The organism is Aerosakkonema sp. BLCC-F183, from assembly GCF_041929145.1.
Taxonomy (GTDB): Bacteria; Cyanobacteriota; Cyanobacteriia; order Cyanobacteriales; family Aerosakkonemataceae; genus Aerosakkonema.
Genome location: NZ_JBHFNU010000114.1, coordinates 77287 through 94697 on the forward strand (window position 1 = coordinate 77287; position 17411 = coordinate 94697).

The 17411-nt window shown below is 43.5% G+C and carries 16 protein-coding genes; 8 read left to right on the forward strand and 8 right to left on the reverse strand.

All coding sequences use genetic code 11. The annotated features are described in order from the left end of the window. Positions 1 to 14 precede the first annotated feature (14 nt). Positions 15 to 581 (reverse strand): nucleotide exchange factor GrpE, encoded by a 567-nt coding sequence (locus ACE1CD_RS33700; RefSeq protein ID WP_374789797.1) that lies wholly within the window; start codon positions 579 to 581, stop codon positions 15 to 17. Positions 582 to 591: 10 nt separating this feature from the next. Further along, positions 592 to 804, reverse strand: coding sequence for a DUF2997 domain-containing protein (locus ACE1CD_RS33705; protein ID WP_190461725.1), 213 nt, complete (start codon positions 802 to 804; stop codon positions 592 to 594). Between the two features lie 397 nt (positions 805 to 1201). Here ACE1CD_RS33705 and ACE1CD_RS33710 point away from each other — a divergent pair, with 397 nt between their 5' ends. Continuing rightward, entirely contained in the window at positions 1202 to 1792 is a 591-nt protein-coding gene (locus ACE1CD_RS33710) for a hypothetical protein (protein WP_374789795.1), read from the forward strand. Between the two features lie 21 nt (positions 1793 to 1813). On the opposite strand, the gene ACE1CD_RS33715 is transcribed toward ACE1CD_RS33710, so the two are convergent. From ACE1CD_RS33715 to ACE1CD_RS33725, 3 genes are all read right to left on the reverse strand, one after another. After that, positions 1814 to 2296, reverse strand: coding sequence for a tetratricopeptide repeat protein (locus ACE1CD_RS33715; RefSeq protein ID WP_374789793.1), 483 nt, complete (start codon positions 2294 to 2296; stop codon positions 1814 to 1816). 167 nt (positions 2297 to 2463) lie between these two features. After that, a complete protein-coding gene (gene fdxB / locus ACE1CD_RS33720) occupies positions 2464 to 2760 on the reverse strand; it encodes a ferredoxin III, nif-specific (RefSeq protein WP_374789791.1) in 297 nt (98 codons plus the stop codon). Positions 2761 to 3349: 589 nt separating this feature from the next. Continuing rightward, positions 3350 to 4276, reverse strand: a complete 927-nt coding sequence (locus ACE1CD_RS33725; RefSeq protein ID WP_374827539.1) for an alpha/beta hydrolase — start codon at positions 4274 to 4276, stop codon at positions 3350 to 3352. A gap of 525 nt (positions 4277 to 4801) precedes the next feature. Here ACE1CD_RS33725 and ACE1CD_RS33730 point away from each other — a divergent pair. The 4 genes from ACE1CD_RS33730 (at position 4802) to ACE1CD_RS33745 (ending at position 10486) form a co-directional block, all read left to right on the forward strand. After that, the gene (locus ACE1CD_RS33730) at positions 4802 to 5779 is read left to right on the forward strand and encodes an ABC transporter substrate-binding protein (RefSeq protein WP_374789787.1); all 978 of its coding nucleotides are present in this window, start codon (positions 4802 to 4804) and stop codon (positions 5777 to 5779) included. A gap of 176 nt (positions 5780 to 5955) precedes the next feature. Beyond that, a complete protein-coding gene (locus ACE1CD_RS33735) occupies positions 5956 to 7497 on the forward strand; it encodes a sugar ABC transporter ATP-binding protein (protein ID WP_374789785.1) in 1542 nt (513 codons plus the stop codon). After that, positions 7494 to 8498 (forward strand): ribose ABC transporter permease, encoded by a 1005-nt coding sequence (locus ACE1CD_RS33740; RefSeq protein WP_374789783.1) that lies wholly within the window; start codon positions 7494 to 7496, stop codon positions 8496 to 8498. The genes ACE1CD_RS33735 and ACE1CD_RS33740 overlap by 4 nt, the downstream gene beginning before the upstream one ends. Positions 8499 to 8869: 371 nt before the next feature. Beyond that, positions 8870 to 10486, forward strand: a complete 1617-nt coding sequence (locus tag ACE1CD_RS33745) for an iron uptake porin (RefSeq protein ID WP_374789781.1) — start codon at positions 8870 to 8872, stop codon at positions 10484 to 10486. 310 nt (positions 10487 to 10796) lie between these two features. Here the strand turns inward: ACE1CD_RS33745 and ACE1CD_RS33750 are convergent, their stop codons facing one another. From ACE1CD_RS33750 to ACE1CD_RS33760, 3 genes are all read right to left on the reverse strand, one after another. Next, on the reverse strand, positions 10797 to 11480 hold the full coding sequence (locus ACE1CD_RS33750) for a phage tail protein (protein ID WP_374789780.1): 684 nt from the start codon (positions 11478 to 11480) through the stop codon (positions 10797 to 10799). A gap of 2 nt (positions 11481 to 11482) precedes the next feature. Continuing rightward, the gene (locus tag ACE1CD_RS33755; protein ID WP_374827541.1) at positions 11483 to 12640 is read right to left on the reverse strand and encodes an AAA family ATPase; all 1158 of its coding nucleotides are present in this window, start codon (positions 12638 to 12640) and stop codon (positions 11483 to 11485) included. Between the two features lie 129 nt (positions 12641 to 12769). Beyond that, positions 12770 to 14371 carry a hypothetical protein gene (locus ACE1CD_RS33760; RefSeq protein WP_374827542.1) on the reverse strand — a complete coding sequence of 534 codons (1602 nt, stop codon included), beginning with the start codon at positions 14369 to 14371 and terminating at the stop codon, positions 12770 to 12772. A gap of 91 nt (positions 14372 to 14462) precedes the next feature. Here ACE1CD_RS33760 and ACE1CD_RS33765 point away from each other — a divergent pair, with 91 nt between their 5' ends. The 3 genes from ACE1CD_RS33765 to ACE1CD_RS33775 all read left to right on the forward strand — a co-directional run bounded on the left by ACE1CD_RS33765 (position 14463) and on the right by ACE1CD_RS33775 (position 17287). Next, positions 14463 to 15500, forward strand: a complete 1038-nt coding sequence (locus ACE1CD_RS33765; protein ID WP_374827543.1) for a FecCD family ABC transporter permease — start codon at positions 14463 to 14465, stop codon at positions 15498 to 15500. A 25-nt stretch (positions 15501 to 15525) separates the two neighbouring features. Further along, positions 15526 to 16314, forward strand: coding sequence for an ABC transporter ATP-binding protein (locus ACE1CD_RS33770; RefSeq protein WP_374789772.1), 789 nt, complete (start codon positions 15526 to 15528; stop codon positions 16312 to 16314). Positions 16315 to 16414: 100 nt separating this feature from the next. Next, positions 16415 to 17287, forward strand: a complete 873-nt coding sequence (locus ACE1CD_RS33775; protein WP_374827545.1) for an ABC transporter substrate-binding protein — start codon at positions 16415 to 16417, stop codon at positions 17285 to 17287. Positions 17288 to 17411 lie beyond the last annotated feature (124 nt).

A 17411-nucleotide genomic window follows, 5' to 3' on the forward strand; every position in this document is an offset into this window, starting at 1 on the left:
TCTGCAATTTACAATCATTTAGGTGGAGGAGAAATTGGTAAATTACGGCTGACTTTGGCGGGAGAAAGAATGCGCGAGCCTTCTCGATAGCCGACAAACCGAATATAAACCAACTCTCCTTCCGTAATATCATTCGTATCCGGTTGATGCAGTTGGGGATTGAATGGCACTTGTTCCCAAGCAGAACCAATTCTTTCGTATCCCCAACTCGCCAAAACATTATCCAACGGAGTAAACAGCGCCACCAAATTTTTAGCTGGTAAATCTGGTTTCGCTTCCGTCATTTTGCGAACGCTGGGATAGTTGGTTAGCAGTGTTTGCAATTGGGAGAAGGTAGCATTCTCGAACTCAGCTTTTAGCTGTGTTGATTGCTGCTGCAATTCTTCTCGCAGGCGCAAACATTCTTGCCGCAACGCTTCGATTTTCTCGTTGGCAGCTTCTGCCTGGAAACGCTTTTCAGCAGCCGTATCGTTCTCCTGTTCAGATTTAGCTTCATCAGAACGAAGCAGACTGAAAATTAGCCAAATGCTAACCAACCACAAAACGCAACCAAACCAGAATAGATTGGGGTCGTTAACCATCACCACTACTCTACATTTCCGTTTGGTTTTGCGTTTGTTCGTTGATTAGCTCTTCGCCATCTTGATAATATTCTGGAAACAGTTTTTGCGATTCCACTTTGCCCAGAGCTTTTTCAATTCCTGAAGTGTTTTCGGTGCAACTGGAGCCAACGCCATTGAGGACGGTTTCAACTATCTTGCCGTCAGCGCCAATGCGATATTCTATCTTCTGATACTGGGCCATAATTAGGATTCCTGTATTCAGCCTCGTTTACTACTTTCTTGATTGTATGCGCGTTTTTGCCATTCGTCTGTTTTCGATCGCACCTCAAGAAATTTCTCTTCTGATTCGATCTCAGGCAGACTTGAGTCCGATGTCACACCAGGGAAGTTATCTCAGATCGCGATAACCTCCCTGGTAACATCCTTTGTATTATAGTGTAGCACAGGAGTGCAACCACACCCATCTGTAACAGGGGCAGTCAATCTCTCAAAACGGCTAGACTGATAGTAACTATAGTAAAGATTCTTTGCGTAATGCTGTCAAGATATAGACTCGGCAGAATAAGTTGAAGTGCCGGAACTAAAAGTAGCGATCGCACATCCACTTACCCATGCGATTCAAAATACTCAGAGTAAAAATGTCTCATATTCGTCAGTCTATTTTACTAGCTTTTTGTCTGCTACTTCCACTGGGGAGTATCGCCGCCGCCGACTGGAAGCCAACCAAATCAACAATGCAACTGCCATCGGCATTATTACCGGAAAGCGCACCGACAAAACCAGCTTTTCCAGCAATATCCCCTGGAGTGAAGGCGACGCAAAACCGAGTGAAAGTATTTTTTCCCAGTTCCAGAAACACGACAGACTTAGGTTATGTCGAACCAGTTTGGCGGACAACTCAACGGCGGGATTTAAGTCGGTTTGCGATCGAACAATTAATCATTGGCCCTACCAGAACCGAAATGAGCCGGGGTTTGATGAAGCCGATTCAATTCCGAGGTAGTTCTAACTGTGGCGGCAACAATTTTACTCTTTCTATTTCTGGAAGAGTAGCGCGATTAAAATTCTGCAAAACAATTCCTTCGGCTGGCATAGGAGATGATGCTCGCGTCAAAAGTTCTGTTGAGGCTACGCTGAAGCAATTCTCCACAGTTAAGTCAGTTATTATCCTGACTAAAGAAGGTGATTGTTTTGGGGATATGAGTGGCGAAAACTTGTGTTTGCGTTAACTCGATCGCCTTTGGCAATCTTTAATCCTCTTCTGGCGGACGAGTTAGTATTTCAAATATAGTCTTAGCTCCAAATTCATTGCGATCGTCAATCTCTTTAATTCTCGACATTACCTCTAGAGCCTTCTCTATTTTTCCCAACTTAGCCAGCACAAATCCAGAAGCCGCATAAGCGTTTAAATACAGCCGAATTTCCGGTTCGTTTTTCCGAGTTTCTAAGATTGGCTTTAACTCTGACCAATCGTTCGGCAATTTTTCTGATTCCTTGACATTTTCCACAACTTTAGTTGCCATCACAAGTGCCATTGGCTGATTATTTTTGTAGAAAAAATACCGATATGCTGCTACCAGGACATCTGTATTATTTCCTGTTTTCGCCAAGGCTTGGTTCATGTACTCTTCTGATTCAGCGCTATTTTCCCAATTTTCAGCCGCTAACACTAACAACTGTTTAATATCGGCTGGAACGTCGTACCACGAAACTTTTTCTTCCGTTGCTTGCATCTCCATCTCCAGTAGGTAGACAAAGGGACAAGGGGACAAGTAAACAAGGTTATTTCCAACCTTGCCCCACGTTAAGAAGCTATCCACAAAATCTGCTAGGACTAATTGTTTAAAACTAGTCTTCCATAAACCAAGTCTGCCGATTTAAGTTGGTAGCCAAAAACGATTTAAGCGAGCGCATATGCCGCATGAGTGTAGCAGTTTTTGGGACAAATCTTCGCGCAAGCTTGACAACCGATACAATTACCTTGGTTGGCGATCGTCATCACCTTGCGTTCGATCTCGTCATCTTCCTCATTGTCCACAAATTCTCCCTCTTCGTTCATCGCTCTGAGCGACAGCACATCGCGCCCACAAACTTTAAAACATCTGCCACAGCCAATACATTTAGCTTGATTGATTGCTTGCACAAATTGGGGTATCCAATTTTTTCCCCCAAATGTCAAACCAGTTAGTTGTGCCATTGTCTAAACTCCTTGGTGTCAGTTTTTGCAAAGGGTAACTTTTAGCAAGTAATCTCATATTACTCGTTTTTTTTCACTTTTTTTGTTAAAAATAAATTAGCTTTATATAGAAGGTTTACAGTTTTTTAATAAATTTCGATTCTCCTACTGTTTATGAAGCTACTGTAGTTAAGATTATTTTGCAATAAATGAGTTAGCTGCTTGGTATTGCTAATGCAAATATAACATTTTGAGATGCAGAAAAAGCATAATAACGGGTTGGCGTTAGAAGATCCGTTACCCAATTTTGGCTCGACAATTTGTATTGTAAACTACATTTAATTAGTTGCGATCGCTCAAATCAAAATCGATCTAGGGAACGATCGCTCTCACTTTGATTTTTTCAGATTTATGGGGAAAAATGTTCCTGAATGAATCTTACAATAGAATGAGATAGTGGGTTACAAAACGGAAACTAAATTACTCGATCGAAACTGCTGCAATTATCGCCCGTGTCTAACCCACTCTCCGATTAGATAACTTTCTACGATCGCCACAAAAAGGGGAGAGCCAATTCCTTGATTCTTCCCAGCTTCAATCAGAAAGAAACTTACAGTACCAAACGTAATTGCGCTGCTATATCGGCGATCGCTTTTTTCCCCGCATCTATTACCTGTGCCATCCCGACAAACCCGTGAATCATGCCATCATATTGTTTTAGCTGTACCGACACGCCAGCAGATTGCAATCGCACCGCATAAGCTTGCGCTTCATCCCGCAGCACGTCGCATTCAGCCGTAATAATCAGCGCAGGTGGCAAATTGCTCAAATCTTGAGCTAATAGCGGTGAAGCGTAGGGATTTTGCCCATCGGCGGCATTTGCTAAGTAATGCTGCCAGAACCAAATCATCTCCGCCTTACTCAAACCGAATCCTTCCGCATATTCGCGGTAAGAGTTTGTATCAAAATCATACTGAGTAACCGGATAGATGAGAACTTGGTAAGTTAGTGCTGGCTGACCTCTATCCCGCGCCATCAAAGCGACAGCCGCAGCCAAATTGCCTCCGGCGCTATCTCCGACTACGGCAATGCGATCGCGATCGGCATTAATAACACCAGCATTATTTGCTACCCACATCGTCGCCGCATAAGCATCTTCCACCGCCGCCGGAAACTTGTGTTCCGGTGCGAGTCGGTAGTCTACCGAGACTACTATGCAACCCACATCCTTAGCCAGAGAACGACAAGTACTATCCATCGCATCCAAATTACCCAACACCCAACCGCCGCCGTGAAAAAAAACCACCACCGGGAAAGGTGCGTTGCCATTTGGCACGTAAATGCGGATGGGAATCTCGCTATCTGGGCCGGGGATGGTACGATTTTCGACACGGGCCAGGGCTAGGGGTCGCAAAGGTTTACCGCGCAGCTTGGCGGCTAGTTCCCGCGCCTGTACCGGGTCGAGAGTAGAAAGGCGCGGCAGTTCCATCTGTGCGATTAGCCGCAAAAATTCTTCAACTTGTCGATCGAGGGGCATCCAACTTTAAATTTTTGATTGATTTGAGTACCATTCATCTTAAGATAGATGGCAAATGTACTTTTAAGTATCATCATATACAACAGTGAGAGTCAAATTGGATACGGCTCTGCAAGCCTTCCACCAAAACCTTTGGCTGTTTTTGCCAAAAGTTTTCTCCAGGTTTGAAAGAATGAGAATGCTGACATAAAATTTAATACATCGCAATAAAAACTAACTATTTTGAGGAGGCGAAAACAAGGACTTTTGTTTGAATCTTTGTTCGACAAAGCATTCTAGCGATCGGATCTGGAAGTTTTACTAATACAAAAGTAAAAGGTATTGTGCAGTCCTAGATCTTGAGTTAGGTAAGTAGGGTGGGCAATGCCCACCAAAATGGCTGTAAGCCTTTCAATACAGGTATGGTGGGCAATGCCCATCGTACAAATTATCTAACGATCGTAAATGTGACAAGGGCTGCTCTTGGCGTGGCAGCGTAATATTCGGAACAGACTCTCTCCAAATGAGCGTTCATTGGAGTAGGAAGTGAAACGAGTAGCGATCGCAGTCGGTCTTTTTAGCTTAGTAAGTAGCGCTATTGCCAGTTGCGCGACAAATCCCCAGAACACCCAAACTAGCAACCGTCGGAACGCAGAACTTTCATCAGTTGCCGTCACAGTCCGCGACCTCGGCAACCCTTTTTTCGTCCAAATTGGTGAAGGTGCTGAAGCGGCTGCCAAGAAAATTGGCGGTCAGAATATCAGGACAACGCTTGTTTCCAGTGGAGACGACTTAAATCAACAATTCAACCAAATCGAAAACTTCATCGCCTCAAATGTCAGCTTCATCATCCTTAATGCTGCTGACAGTAAAGGTATTGCTCCTGCTGTAGAAAAAGCTAAGCAAGCCGGAATTCCGATCGTTGCAGTCGATACCGCCGCCGAGGGAGGCGTGGATGCCACAGTTACTTCCAATAACGTGCAAGCCGGTGAGGTAAGCTGCCAATATATTGCCGATCGCTTAAAGGGTAAAGGCAGCGTTGTAATTATCAATGGCCCGCCTGTCACTTCCGTGGTCGAGCGAGTCCAAGGATGTTTGAGCGTATTCGCCAAATACCCAGGTATCAAGATTCTTTCTAAAGATCAGAATGCCGAAGGTAGCCGCGATGGTGGCTTAAGAGTAATGAGCGATTTGCTCATTTCATTCCCAAAAATTGATGCCGTTTTTGCTATTAATGACCCTACTGGCATTGGTGCAGAATTAGCCGCCAAACAAGCGAGGCGCAGCGAATTCTTTATTGTTGGTGTTGACGGCGCACCGGAAGCTAAAGACGCCCTCGAACAACAGAATAGCTTATTTGCCGCAACTGCGGCGCAAGACCCATTTAGCATGGCAGTCAAGGCAGTTGAAGTCGGAAACAACCTTCTCAAAGGCAAAAAGCCTGCCAATCCAAACATTCTCATTCCAGTCAAACTCATTACTCGCGAAAACGTTAAAGATTATAAAGGCTGGAGCAGTCAATAAAAAACGCGATTTTGGATTTTGGATTTTGGATTTTGGATTGCGGCAACGATCGGACGGTCTTGAAATTCGGAAAATTTTTTTGATGATAACCCTTGAAATGAGAGGATAGGAACTCGTTTTTATCGATCGAAAATCAAAATATAAGGTTTTTTTACTTACAATAGGCAGATTTCCTCATGGTAAATATCCGGGAAACAGCAACTCAAACAAAACCAGTACTACAGATGCAAGGCATTACCAAAACCTTTCATGGTTTTACTGCTTTGCACGATGTCAACCTCACAATTTACCCTGGCGAAGTTCACGCACTCATGGGTGAAAACGGTGCAGGCAAAAGTACGTTAATGAAAATTTTGGCAGGAGCCTACATAGCCGATGCGGGAGAAATCCAAATTGACGATCGACCTGTGAAGATGACAAACCCCGGTCAAGCCAGAGATTTGGGCATAGCAATTATTTATCAAGAAATTCATCTCGCCCCGAATCTAACGGTTGCCGAAAACATTTTTATGGGTCGCGAACTTACAAAACGTGGTGCGATCGATCGAGAAGGAATGCGGCATCAGGCTACTGAGATACTGGGAAACTTGGACGCGAGTTTTGATGCGGAAGACTTAGTTTCCAGACTTTCAATTGCCGAACAGCAGCAAGTGGAAATAGCTAGAGCGCTCAAAGACAAAAGCCGCATCCTGGTGATGGATGAACCCACAGCAGCGCTTTCAGAACGAGAGACAGAAAAACTTTTCGAGGTCGTTCGTCGCTTGCGGAATGAAGGCATCGCTATTATTTATATTAGCCATCGGATGGAAGAGATTTATGCGCTTGCCGATCGCGTCAGCGTATTGCGAGATGGTGGATACATCGGTTCTCTTGAAAAAAGGGAAATTTCTGCCCCTCGCCTCGTCGAAATGATGGTGGGTCGTCCTTTAGAAGATTTGTACGAACATAAACGTCAATCAACTGCCGGTTCCGTCGTACTTGAGGTAACAAATTTAAGCGATGGACGCAAAGTAAAGTCTGTCAGTTTTCAACTTCATGCAGGCGAAATTGTTGGTTTAGCAGGTTTGGTTGGCGCTGGCAGAACAGAGATTGCCCGTCTGATTTTTGGTGCTGACAAAAAGACGAGCGGTGAAATTAAACTGCAAGGTCGTCATCTCAATATTGCCACACCAGATGATGCGATCGAACAGGGAATTGCTTACGTTCCAGAAGACCGTAAAGATTTGGGATTATTTCTGGAAATGAGTTCTCATGAAAACATCATCATGAATGTTCTCGGACGAGAAGCAAAAGCTGGCATTATCGACTCAAACGCACTCTCGAAAATTACGAATGATGCGATTAACAATTTGCAGATTCGTCTTGCCAGTCCGAGCATCAGAGCCGTGGATTTATCGGGAGGAAATCAGCAGAAGTTATTGCTAGCGCGTTGGTTGGCAATTAACCCCAAGGTACTGATCCTAGACGAGCCAACTAGGGGTGTGGACATTGGCGCAAAAAGCGAAATTTATCGCATTATGGCGGAGCTAGCAGCAAAAGGTGTCGCCATTTTAATGATTTCCAGCGAACTGCCGGAAGTTGTGGGAATGAGCGATCGCGTCTTAGTCATGCGTGCGGGACACCTCGTTGGTGAAGTGGGCGGTTCCACAGGAGAAAAGATTACCCAAGAAAACATTATGGCTTACGCCACCGGAGCAAGGGAGGTAGAAAAATCGTGAGTCAAACGCAAGTAAAACCCACTAGGAATCGAAAAAGCGATCGCAACAAAGCAGGCAAACGCGAAGCTTGGCGAAATTTTCTCCAAGTGGCAGGCATCCTGCCAATTTTGCTCATCATTTGTATCGTTTTTTCGATTGTTACGCCCAACTTTCTTTCACTGGGAAATTTAATTAATGTCATTCGGCAGGCATCTATTAATATTGTCCTAGCTACGGGGATGACCTTTGTGATTTTGACTGGAGGAATTGACCTTTCAGTCGGGTCAATTTTGGGCGTAACGGCAGTGGTTGCAGTCCTTGTTTCCTTAATTCCAGGTTTGGGTTGGTTCGCCGTACCCGCTGCTTTATTAGCGGGATTGTGTTTGGGCTTAATTAACGGAGCGCTGATTGCCTATTTGGGTTTGCCTCCCTTCATCGTCACCTTGGGTTCCTACACGGGATTGCGAGGTGTTGCTTATTTAGTTGCCAATGGCACTACAGTTATTAATCGAAATCTCAATTTTGCTTGGATTGGCAACAATTATATTGGGCCGATTCCCTGGTTGGTTATTATTGCTTTGCTAGCAATTGTAGCTAGTTGGTTTGTGTTAAGAAGGACTGTGTTCGGGCGGCATATTTACGCTGTAGGAGGTAACGCACGCGCAGCGAGATTGACGGGAATTAAAGTCAGTCGGGTGCTGTTACTTGTTTATGGCATCAGCGGGTTGCTTTCTGGTTTGGGCGGTATTATGAGCGCGTCGCGCCTCTACAGTGCAACGGGGATGTTGGGACAAGGCTACGAACTCGATGCGATCGCCGCCGTAATTTTGGGAGGAACAAGCTTCACTGGTGGAATTGGCACCATCTGGGGAACCTTACTGGGAGCTTTAATTATTGCTCTCCTCAACAATGGATTAACCTTGATGAACATATCATTTTTCTGGCAGTTAGTTGTGAAAGGTTTGGTGATTATTATCGCCGTGACTATCGACAGACTTCGTACCCGTTCTAGTCATGCTTGATAAATTTTGAATTTCATCGCCAGTAGATTGTAGGTTGGGTTGAGCAGCAGCGAAACCCAACACTAGGGGATAGGGGATAGGGAAGAGTAGTAGGTTGGATGGATCTGGTTGGTTTTATTTGCCTCAAACCAAATTACTACTATGAGGCTGGTTGGGTTTCGTTGCCTCAAACCAAATTACTACTATGAGGCTGGTTGGGTTTCGTTGCCTCAAACCAAATTACTACTATGAGGCTGGTTGGTTTTCGTTGCCTCAAACCAAATTACTACTATGAGGCTGGTTGGGTTTCGTTGCCTCAACCCAACCTACTAACCCCTAACCCCTAACCCCTAACCCCTAGATAAATCCTATTCAATGAGAGGAAATTATTTATGCAACTTAAGAATTGCTCTTACAGGTGGTTAGCTTTTCTACTAGCATCACCTGTGCTATTTCTACTAACGCCATCTGCCACTTTCGCAACACCTAAAGACGCCTTTGCACAGGTAACCTCTGTCTCTCAACTCTCCGATGTGCAACCAACGGATTGGGCATTTCAAGCACTGCAATCTCTCGTAGAACGCTACGGCTGCATCGAAGGTTATCCGGAAAGCGCATCCGCGCCGCTTCGCGAACGCACATACAGAGGTAACCGTGCGATGACGCGATACGAATTTGCCGCCGGATTGAATGCTTGTCTCGATCGCATTAGAGAACTGATTGGGACAGGAACGACAAACTTAGTTACTCAGGAAGATTTAGCAACTTTGCAAAGGCTGCAAGGAGAATTTACAGCTGAATTAACGACATTGCGCGGTCGAGTAGATAATCTAGAAGCACGCACAGCAAAATTAGAAGCGAATCAGTTTTCTGCAACGACTAAGTTAAATGCGGAAATTATCGTCGCCGTAACAGATACATTTGGCGATCGCGTTGGTGGTGGTGGCGATCGCACTAACACCATTGTTGCCAATCGAGGTCGATTAAATCTGGAAACCAGCTTCACAGGTCGCGATTTGTTGAGAACCCGTCTGGAATTTGGCAACTTTGGCAATAATATTGCCGAACAAACGGGTACAAATATGACGCGATTGAACTTTGATGGTAATGAAAATAATGACGTTACCGTTCCTCACTTGCTGTATACCACCCCAATTACTTCTAATCTCTCAGTTACTTTCGGTACAGTTGGTATCGGTTACACAGATATTACGAACACTCTTACTCCGCCTACGATCGCCAGCGATAGTTTGGGAATTCCCTCCAAGTTTGGAGAATACAGTCCGATTTACCGTCGCGGCGGTGGTGGTGGTGCGATTAACTGGAATATTAGTAAAGATCTGATTTTAACTCTCGGCTATTTAGTACCTGATGTCAATATTCCCACCCCAAAAAATGGACTGTTCAACGGTTCCTACCACGCTCTAGCTCAGCTTGCCTATTATCGTGATTGGGGAGCAATTGGTGTAGCTTATTCTCGTTCTTATGCACCCGGAGGAGAAGTAGATCTCAGTGCAAGTACGGGCAGTTTTCTGGCTTCGGGGCCATTTGGCGATAATATTGCTACATCCAGCGATTCTGTCGGTATACAAGGATTCTATCGCTTTTCTCCACACTTTCAAGTTCATGGTTGGGGGGTTTATACTCGCGCCAATGCCGAAAATTCTGGGATGAGTAACATTTCTAATGGTAGGGGTGGTGCAGATGTGCTTAATGTCGATCGCGGTGCGAATGCCGATATTTTGTATGGTGCGATCGGTTTCAGTTTCCCAGATGTGGGAGGTGAAGGCAACCTGCCAGGAATTTTGGTAGGTTTGCCACCGCGAGTTACTAGCAGCGATGTGCGCGATGAGCCAGATACATCATATCACATTGAAGCTTTCTATCGCTTTCAGGTGAATGACAACATTTCTATTACTCCTGGATTTTGGGTTGTGATTAATCCTGAAAATGATAGTTACAATGACACGCAATGGGTCGGGTTAGTTCGGACTAGCTTTAATTTTTAAGGGACTGGAAAAGTCAAAAGCGCGAGTCCAGTGAAATAGGTTGACATTTCTGTCAATACTTTTTCCTGAACTGACGTTCTAGTGAACGATCGCTCTCACTTTTCCGTCTCCTCAATACCAAAGGTAATTACGCTGCTATGTCAGCGATCGCTATTCATAATCAAATCCGCTTACATCAGTTGCCTAATCGCTTTCTTATCTGCGTTTATCTGCGTTTATCTGCCTACATCTGCGGTAAAAATTTAACCCCCTATCTCCCACAGATAATGTTTCGCACACTCATATACTACCGATGTAACCTGACACTATATTATTCCAAGTTATCATCTTCGATCGCAATATTTCTTTTCTCAATCTCTTGGATAAAAATTTTTAAACTGGGATTTTCTTGGTAAAGCTTCATCAAAACTTTCTGTTTGCAGTATTGGCGAGAGACTTTTCGATAATATTCAGGGTTTTTCTTATTTACATCAATTGTAAATTTTTCACGTTTGACAAGCTCTTGATTCAAGGTACTTAAGCAATTAGTTATTTTTTCTTTTCTATTATCTCGGTAATAAAGAGGAAGTAACCAACATTCAATAGAATGTACTGTAATGGCAAAGATAATTTTCTCATTATATCTTACATAAAAATCTTCACCGATTAACCCCTTGAACTTTTCTTTTACTTTTTCTATCAACTGTGCAGTAGTCAATTCTTCGCCATTCTCGTCTCGCTTCAGAATATCATAATTTGTTTCTTCTGAAACATCAGTATCAATTTGAATAATCACATATTCATTAAATTGAAATGCTTCCCGGAAATCAGATGATTGGCAATATTTGAAAACCAGCGTCCAACCACCAGAAACCGATTTATTTTCATCATCCTTGTCTCTTTCGGGTTGCAGAGGGTTGATAATGATATCGTCACTATCAAAATATCCACTTAAAATATCTTCAATAACTATTTGATCCGTCAGTCCCTCTGTAATTAATCCAAAACTAACCATAATTAAAAATTCTTAGGTAGTCCGCCGATATAACCGCGCAAAAATGCTTCTGATAATCTTACAGGTTCTTGTCCTTCTAGAGGTTTGGGTGTAGAAATTCTTCTGGCTTTAGTATAACCTGATTTGTTGCGGTAAATCACAAAAAGTCTTTGTTCATCATCCTCTAAATTTAATCCATCTAAAATTGCTGGGTTATGAGTTGTGAAAATAACTTGACGATCGTATTTTTTGGCTAATTCTACTAATTCTTTAATCAATCGACGCCCTAATCTAGGGTTAAGCGAAGCATCAATGTTATCGACAGCAAAAAACTTAGGTGTATCATCGCTGATAAAAAGACAGAAGTAAAACAGGAGAAATAGAAAGCCTTCATTAGAACTATTCTGATTGAAATAATCTAGTTCGGATGACAAATATTTATCTTTGATTTGAATTACTCTCTCAGCCGGAGATAAATTATGGGGAATGGTTAAATCTTCAAACCAATCTATCAACTGCATTTTTTCTTTAATTTCTTGCAGCTTACCTTTATTTTCCTCTAAATTTAAAACCGTTAAAAGTTTGAATAATCCTTCTCCCTCAATCCCTAAAGGTTGAATTTGACCTTCTTCGTTAAAAATGCGTAACCTTGAGTTTTGAGGAGAAAAAATTAAGAAGCTTTTCAAATTAAAAATATCTTTATCAGTTTCAAGCAAAACTTTTAAAACACCCTGATAAACTTCATCTGAAAATATTTCTTTTAGGTTCCTCGCATCTTCATACATTAAATTAGCATATCCAGACAGAATTGGCATTTTTACAGGTATGTCTTGATTAGATAAAATTGAACTAACCCAACTAGAGTATGGTTTACCATCATGCTGCAAATTATATGCAATAATTTTATCTGGCTGAAACTGCAAAGAGATTTTAATTTCTTTGTTTAAATTGTCGATATTAAAAGCCGATCGCATAAATTGAGGTTCTGTAACTCTAATCCCCCTGGAAGCTAAAAACTCATTGTCCAGCTTATCGCTGGCTGCGGCTGAACTTAAAGCTATAGCTTCTAGGATATTAGTTTTCCCGCAGCCATTTTCACCAATAAAAACTGTTACTCTTCCCAATTCTATTTTTAACTCTTGTATTGATTTATAATTTTCTATACGAATTTCGTTAATCATAACACAATAAAAATATTGCACTTAATGAAAATTATAGCATAAAATCAGGAAATCAATCGTTAGTCATTAGTCAGTGGTCATTAGTCATGAGTAAACATCCACTGACCACTGACCACTGACCACTGACCATTAATCTTGAAATACCATGATTTGACCGGAATAACAAGCTACCCAAACTTCTCTTTTTTGCGGATCGTAAGTAATGCCGATCGGATTGGGAGCTACGCGAACTTTTTGCAGCAATTTCATATCGGAAGTGCGAATTTTACTGACAGAACTTTCGTTGTAGTTAACAACGTAAAGCACTTGTCCGTCCTCTGATATAATCATACTGCGGGGAGCGGAACCCGAATAAACTTTACCTACTACTTTACCTTGTGGCAAAGCAATTTTGGCTATTTTACCTTCATTATTCAAGGTGGCGTAGATAAATTTTCCGGCAGGGTCTATATTTAAATGGCGAGGCGCTCGACCGATATTTCTCAGCCATTTCACTGAGTAATTTTTCAGGTCTACTTGCGCGATGTCAGAAGAACCCATGATGGCGACGTAGGCTTTTTGGGAATTGGAATCGACGACAATTCCACGGGGGTATGCACCCAGTTTAATGCGTTTGAATTCCTTATTTTTATTAGTATCGACGAGGCTCAAATCCCAACTGCACCAGTTACTCACCAATACCATGCGGTTATCGGGTGTCGTGGCGACAAATTTGGGTACAGATCCGACTTGGATGACTTTTTCGATCTGAAGGGTTTTGGTGTTAATTCGATACAGAAAACTTTTGTCGAGTCTTGGCGATGGACTACAGCGATCGTTCCCTGGATTGTTAAAGCCACGACCGTACATTTGGTAGTTAGATACCCAGGCATATTTGCCATCATGAGAAAAACTCGCTTCCACGGGAGCGCCTCGGTAATTTCCTTTGAATTTTAAATAACCGAATTTCGCTAAATCGACGTTATCCGGGATCTTTTTAACTAATTTATGCTCCCGGTTGTAGACAGTTATGGTGTGGCTGTACATCATGTTTTGGGCAAAAAACAAACCCTGACCGGAATGCACTACCGACTTGGGCGAAATGCCGCCGGCGATCGTTTTTTCCAGCTTCATTCGGGTTTGCGTTTTCGGTTTTGCCGCAGGTTTGGCTGGGGTTTTCGGGCGCGGTTTGGGTGCGGGTTTGTTAGTGACGGCGGTTGGTTGCTGGATGGGCGTTGGCTTTTTGGGCGCGGTTGCTTTTTGATTTTCGATTTGATATCGCACCGCTACTCCTAATGCGGCAATTAAAACCCAAATGATACCGCCTAACCAAAGCAAACGTACCCTTTTTTTGTATCTTGTCGTCAGCTTTTTTTGTTTGGGTTTTGGTTCGACGACGGGAAGAGTAATTACAGGTGGTGTTGCATTTGGCGTGGAGTCGGCGAGTGGCAATTCAATTGTCTGACTCCAAATCGGCGTTTCAATGTTGGTTTGTCGCCCAATTACCCGCACATATCGAATGGGTACGATACCCAAGCGACTGATACCTTGATAGATAAAATTGATACAGCCTTCTTGAGTGTATACTTGGTCGGATATTAAGGTAACATCCAGACAAGAGCCCTCTCGACTGACTGTAGCTGTGATACCTTTTTTCCAGACAACTTGGTTGATCAGGGCGGCGATCGCATCTGGATCTCCCTGTTGTGCTTGGGATAAAAGGGTTTGCAGAGGTGTTATTTGTTGAGTCACGGTGTTATTAACCTAAACTGCATTAGCTGACATTCTATGATTCAAGTGGCATAAAGATAAAAAGGAAATATTCGTCGATCGCACATTGGCAATGAGTTCACAAAACTTATCGTTTTTTGCACAAATCCGAAAAAGCTACGATCGCTACCGAGTATGGTACGCTTGTCTCCTCTTGGTTGGTTGTTTGCTGTTAACAGTAGCCATTTCCCTCTCTCAGGGTGCGGTGTATCTGAGTTTCGCCCAATTGTGGCAAGCGTTGCTGCATCGAGGCGATCCCATCAATCAAACTATACTCTGGGATTTGCGCTTGCCTAGAACGATCGCAGCTTTAATTGTAGGCGCAGCTTTGGGGATGTCGGGTGCGCTGTTGCAAGGAATGCTGCGAAATGGATTGGCAGACCCTTATTTGTTGGGGATTTCTGCCGGTGCGGGTTTGGTAGCCGTCGGTTTGGTAACATTGGGATTGTTCCAAGCTTGGTTGCCTTTGGCTGCTTGGGTGGGTGCCATCCTGACAACGATGCTTGTATATTTTATTGCTCGCCGCAGTACCGGGCTTTCCGTGGAACGGTTGATTTTGGGGGGAGTTGCGGTTAGTTCGCTGTTTGGTGCAACGCAGTCAACGATTCTGCTGCTGGCAGATGATGGTAAAGTACAATTGGCGTTGAGTTGGTTAATTGGCAGTCTCAACGGGCGGGGATGGTCGGAAGTGAATGTGGCTGGCCCTTATGTGGCGATCGCATTGCTGGGCGGCTGTTTGTTGGCAAGGTCTTTGAATATTTTGAATTTGGGTGACGATTTGGCGGTGGGATTGGGAGTTTCGCTAATGCGATCGCGCTTTTTAATTGGCGGAGTCGCCACCCTACTCGCCGCCGGTGCTGTCAGCGTTGGCGGTTTAATTGGTTTCGTCGGTTTGATTGTACCTCATGGCGTCCGATTGCTGGTAGGTACAGATTATCGCTGGGTTTTGCCGCTTTCTGCTTTAGGCGGTGCTTTTGTGTTGAGTTTCGCCGATATGCTATCTCGTTTGGGTGCGATCGAGTTGCCGGTAGGTGCTGTCACTGCACTATTAGGATCGCCTTTGTTTGTTTGGTTGCTGTCTCGCGGTAATCAGAGTCGATCGGAAAAATAAGTTTTTGGTAAAAAAAGATTAAATTATGCCTTTGGAAGCTAAAAAATTGGTGGGCGGTTACAATAATTTGCCGATTATCCGCGAAATAAATTTAACTCTCCAATCTGGTGAGTGGTTGAGTTTAGTTGGTGCGAATGGTTCGGGTAAGTCTACTTTTTTGAAACTCCTCAGTCGCATTTTAGCACCGCAATCTGGTATAGTAATTTTGGATGGTAAAGCTATTCACGAATTACCACCACATTTGGTAGCGCAAAAGTTAGCCATTCTGCCGCAACAGCAAACAGTTCCTACGGGTTTGACGGTCAGGCAATTGGTGGCGTGCGGGCGATCGCCTCATCAACCTTGGTGGCAGTGGGAATTAAATGCAGAAGATAAACAAAAAGTCGAAGAAGCTATTGTCGAAACGGGTATCCAAGAGTTTAGCGATCGACCTGTGGAACATCTCTCTGGCGGCGAAAGACAGCGGGCTTTTTTAGCGATGGCGCTGGCGCAATCTCCCCAGGTGTTATTATTAGATGAACCCACAACTTATCTCGATATTAACTATCAACTGCAACTGCTAGAATTGCTCAAACAACTCAATTTGCAACAAAAATTATCGATCGTAACGGTATTGCACGAAGTCAATTTAGCCGCCCGGTACAGTTCGCGCATCGCCATGCTTAAACAAGGGCGTCTTTGGGATATCGGTACACCCGCCGCAGTCATCACCCCAGAAAATATCGCCCAAGTGTTTGGTGTGGAAGTCGCGATTTTGCAAACGCCTGTAGGACTGCAAATTTGTCCGATCGCACCCTGTAATCTCGTTGTATAGTTAATTATGTATCGTTAGAACTGAGTGGGAAATGGGGAGAATTTTCGATCGTAATTCCCCATGCCCCATACCCCATGTCCCATTTCCCATGCCCAAAATCATGTTGCGTCGTTACATATCCATCATTACCGCAATTTTATTGAGTTTAGTGTTAGTAGCTTGCACTGCTGCTACCACTTCATCGAATAGCACCACAACTGACACAACTCCCAAAGTAGCCCAAAGAGTTATCACTCTCACTTCTCTCACATCCGATATTCTTTATCGATTGGATAAAACTAAAATTGTGGGCATGGTCGGTAGCAGATTGTTCGCTCAAGATAGCCGATTTCAAAATATCCCAAAAGTGAGCGAAGGACAAACATTACCGAATTTAGAAAAAGTGATTGCCCTCAAACCAGACCTCGTTATCGGTAACAAAGATTTTCACGCGCAAATATTGCCAAAATTAAAAGAATTGGGCATAGCAACAATTGGCGTAACCATAAAAAAATGGGACGATCTCACAGAAATAACCAAAACCGTTGCCGATGCGATCGCAGTCGATCCTACCCCACTTTTAACGCGCTATCAAACATTTCTAGAAAAACCCGCCGCTGCGTCTCCATCCACTCTGGTGCTAGTCAGTCGCCAACCGATTTTATCCCCTAATAAAAATAGTTGGTCTGGCGATTTGCTGACCAAATTCGGCATTAAAAATATTGTCGCCGACTTACAGGCAAATAGTCCCCTTGATGGCTACATTACCCTTTCCGCCGAAAAAATATTGCAGGCAAATCCAGAAGCAATTCTGATTGTAGACCAACCAGGCACAAAAATTTCCGAACAATTCAAATCCGAACCTTTTTGGAGTAAGCTAAAAGCAACTCAAAACAACCGCATCTACGTTTTTGATTACTACGGTTTGGTCAATCCCGGCAGTCTCGATAAAATTGAAGAAACTTGTCAGAAATTAAGAGAGTTGTTGAAGTAGGTTGGGTTGAGTGCAGCGAAACCCAACAATTATAGTTAGTAGTGTGTTGGGTTTCGTTCCTCAACTTGTCAGAAATTAAGAGATTTGTTGAAGTAGGTTGGGTTGAGTGCAGCGAAACCCAACA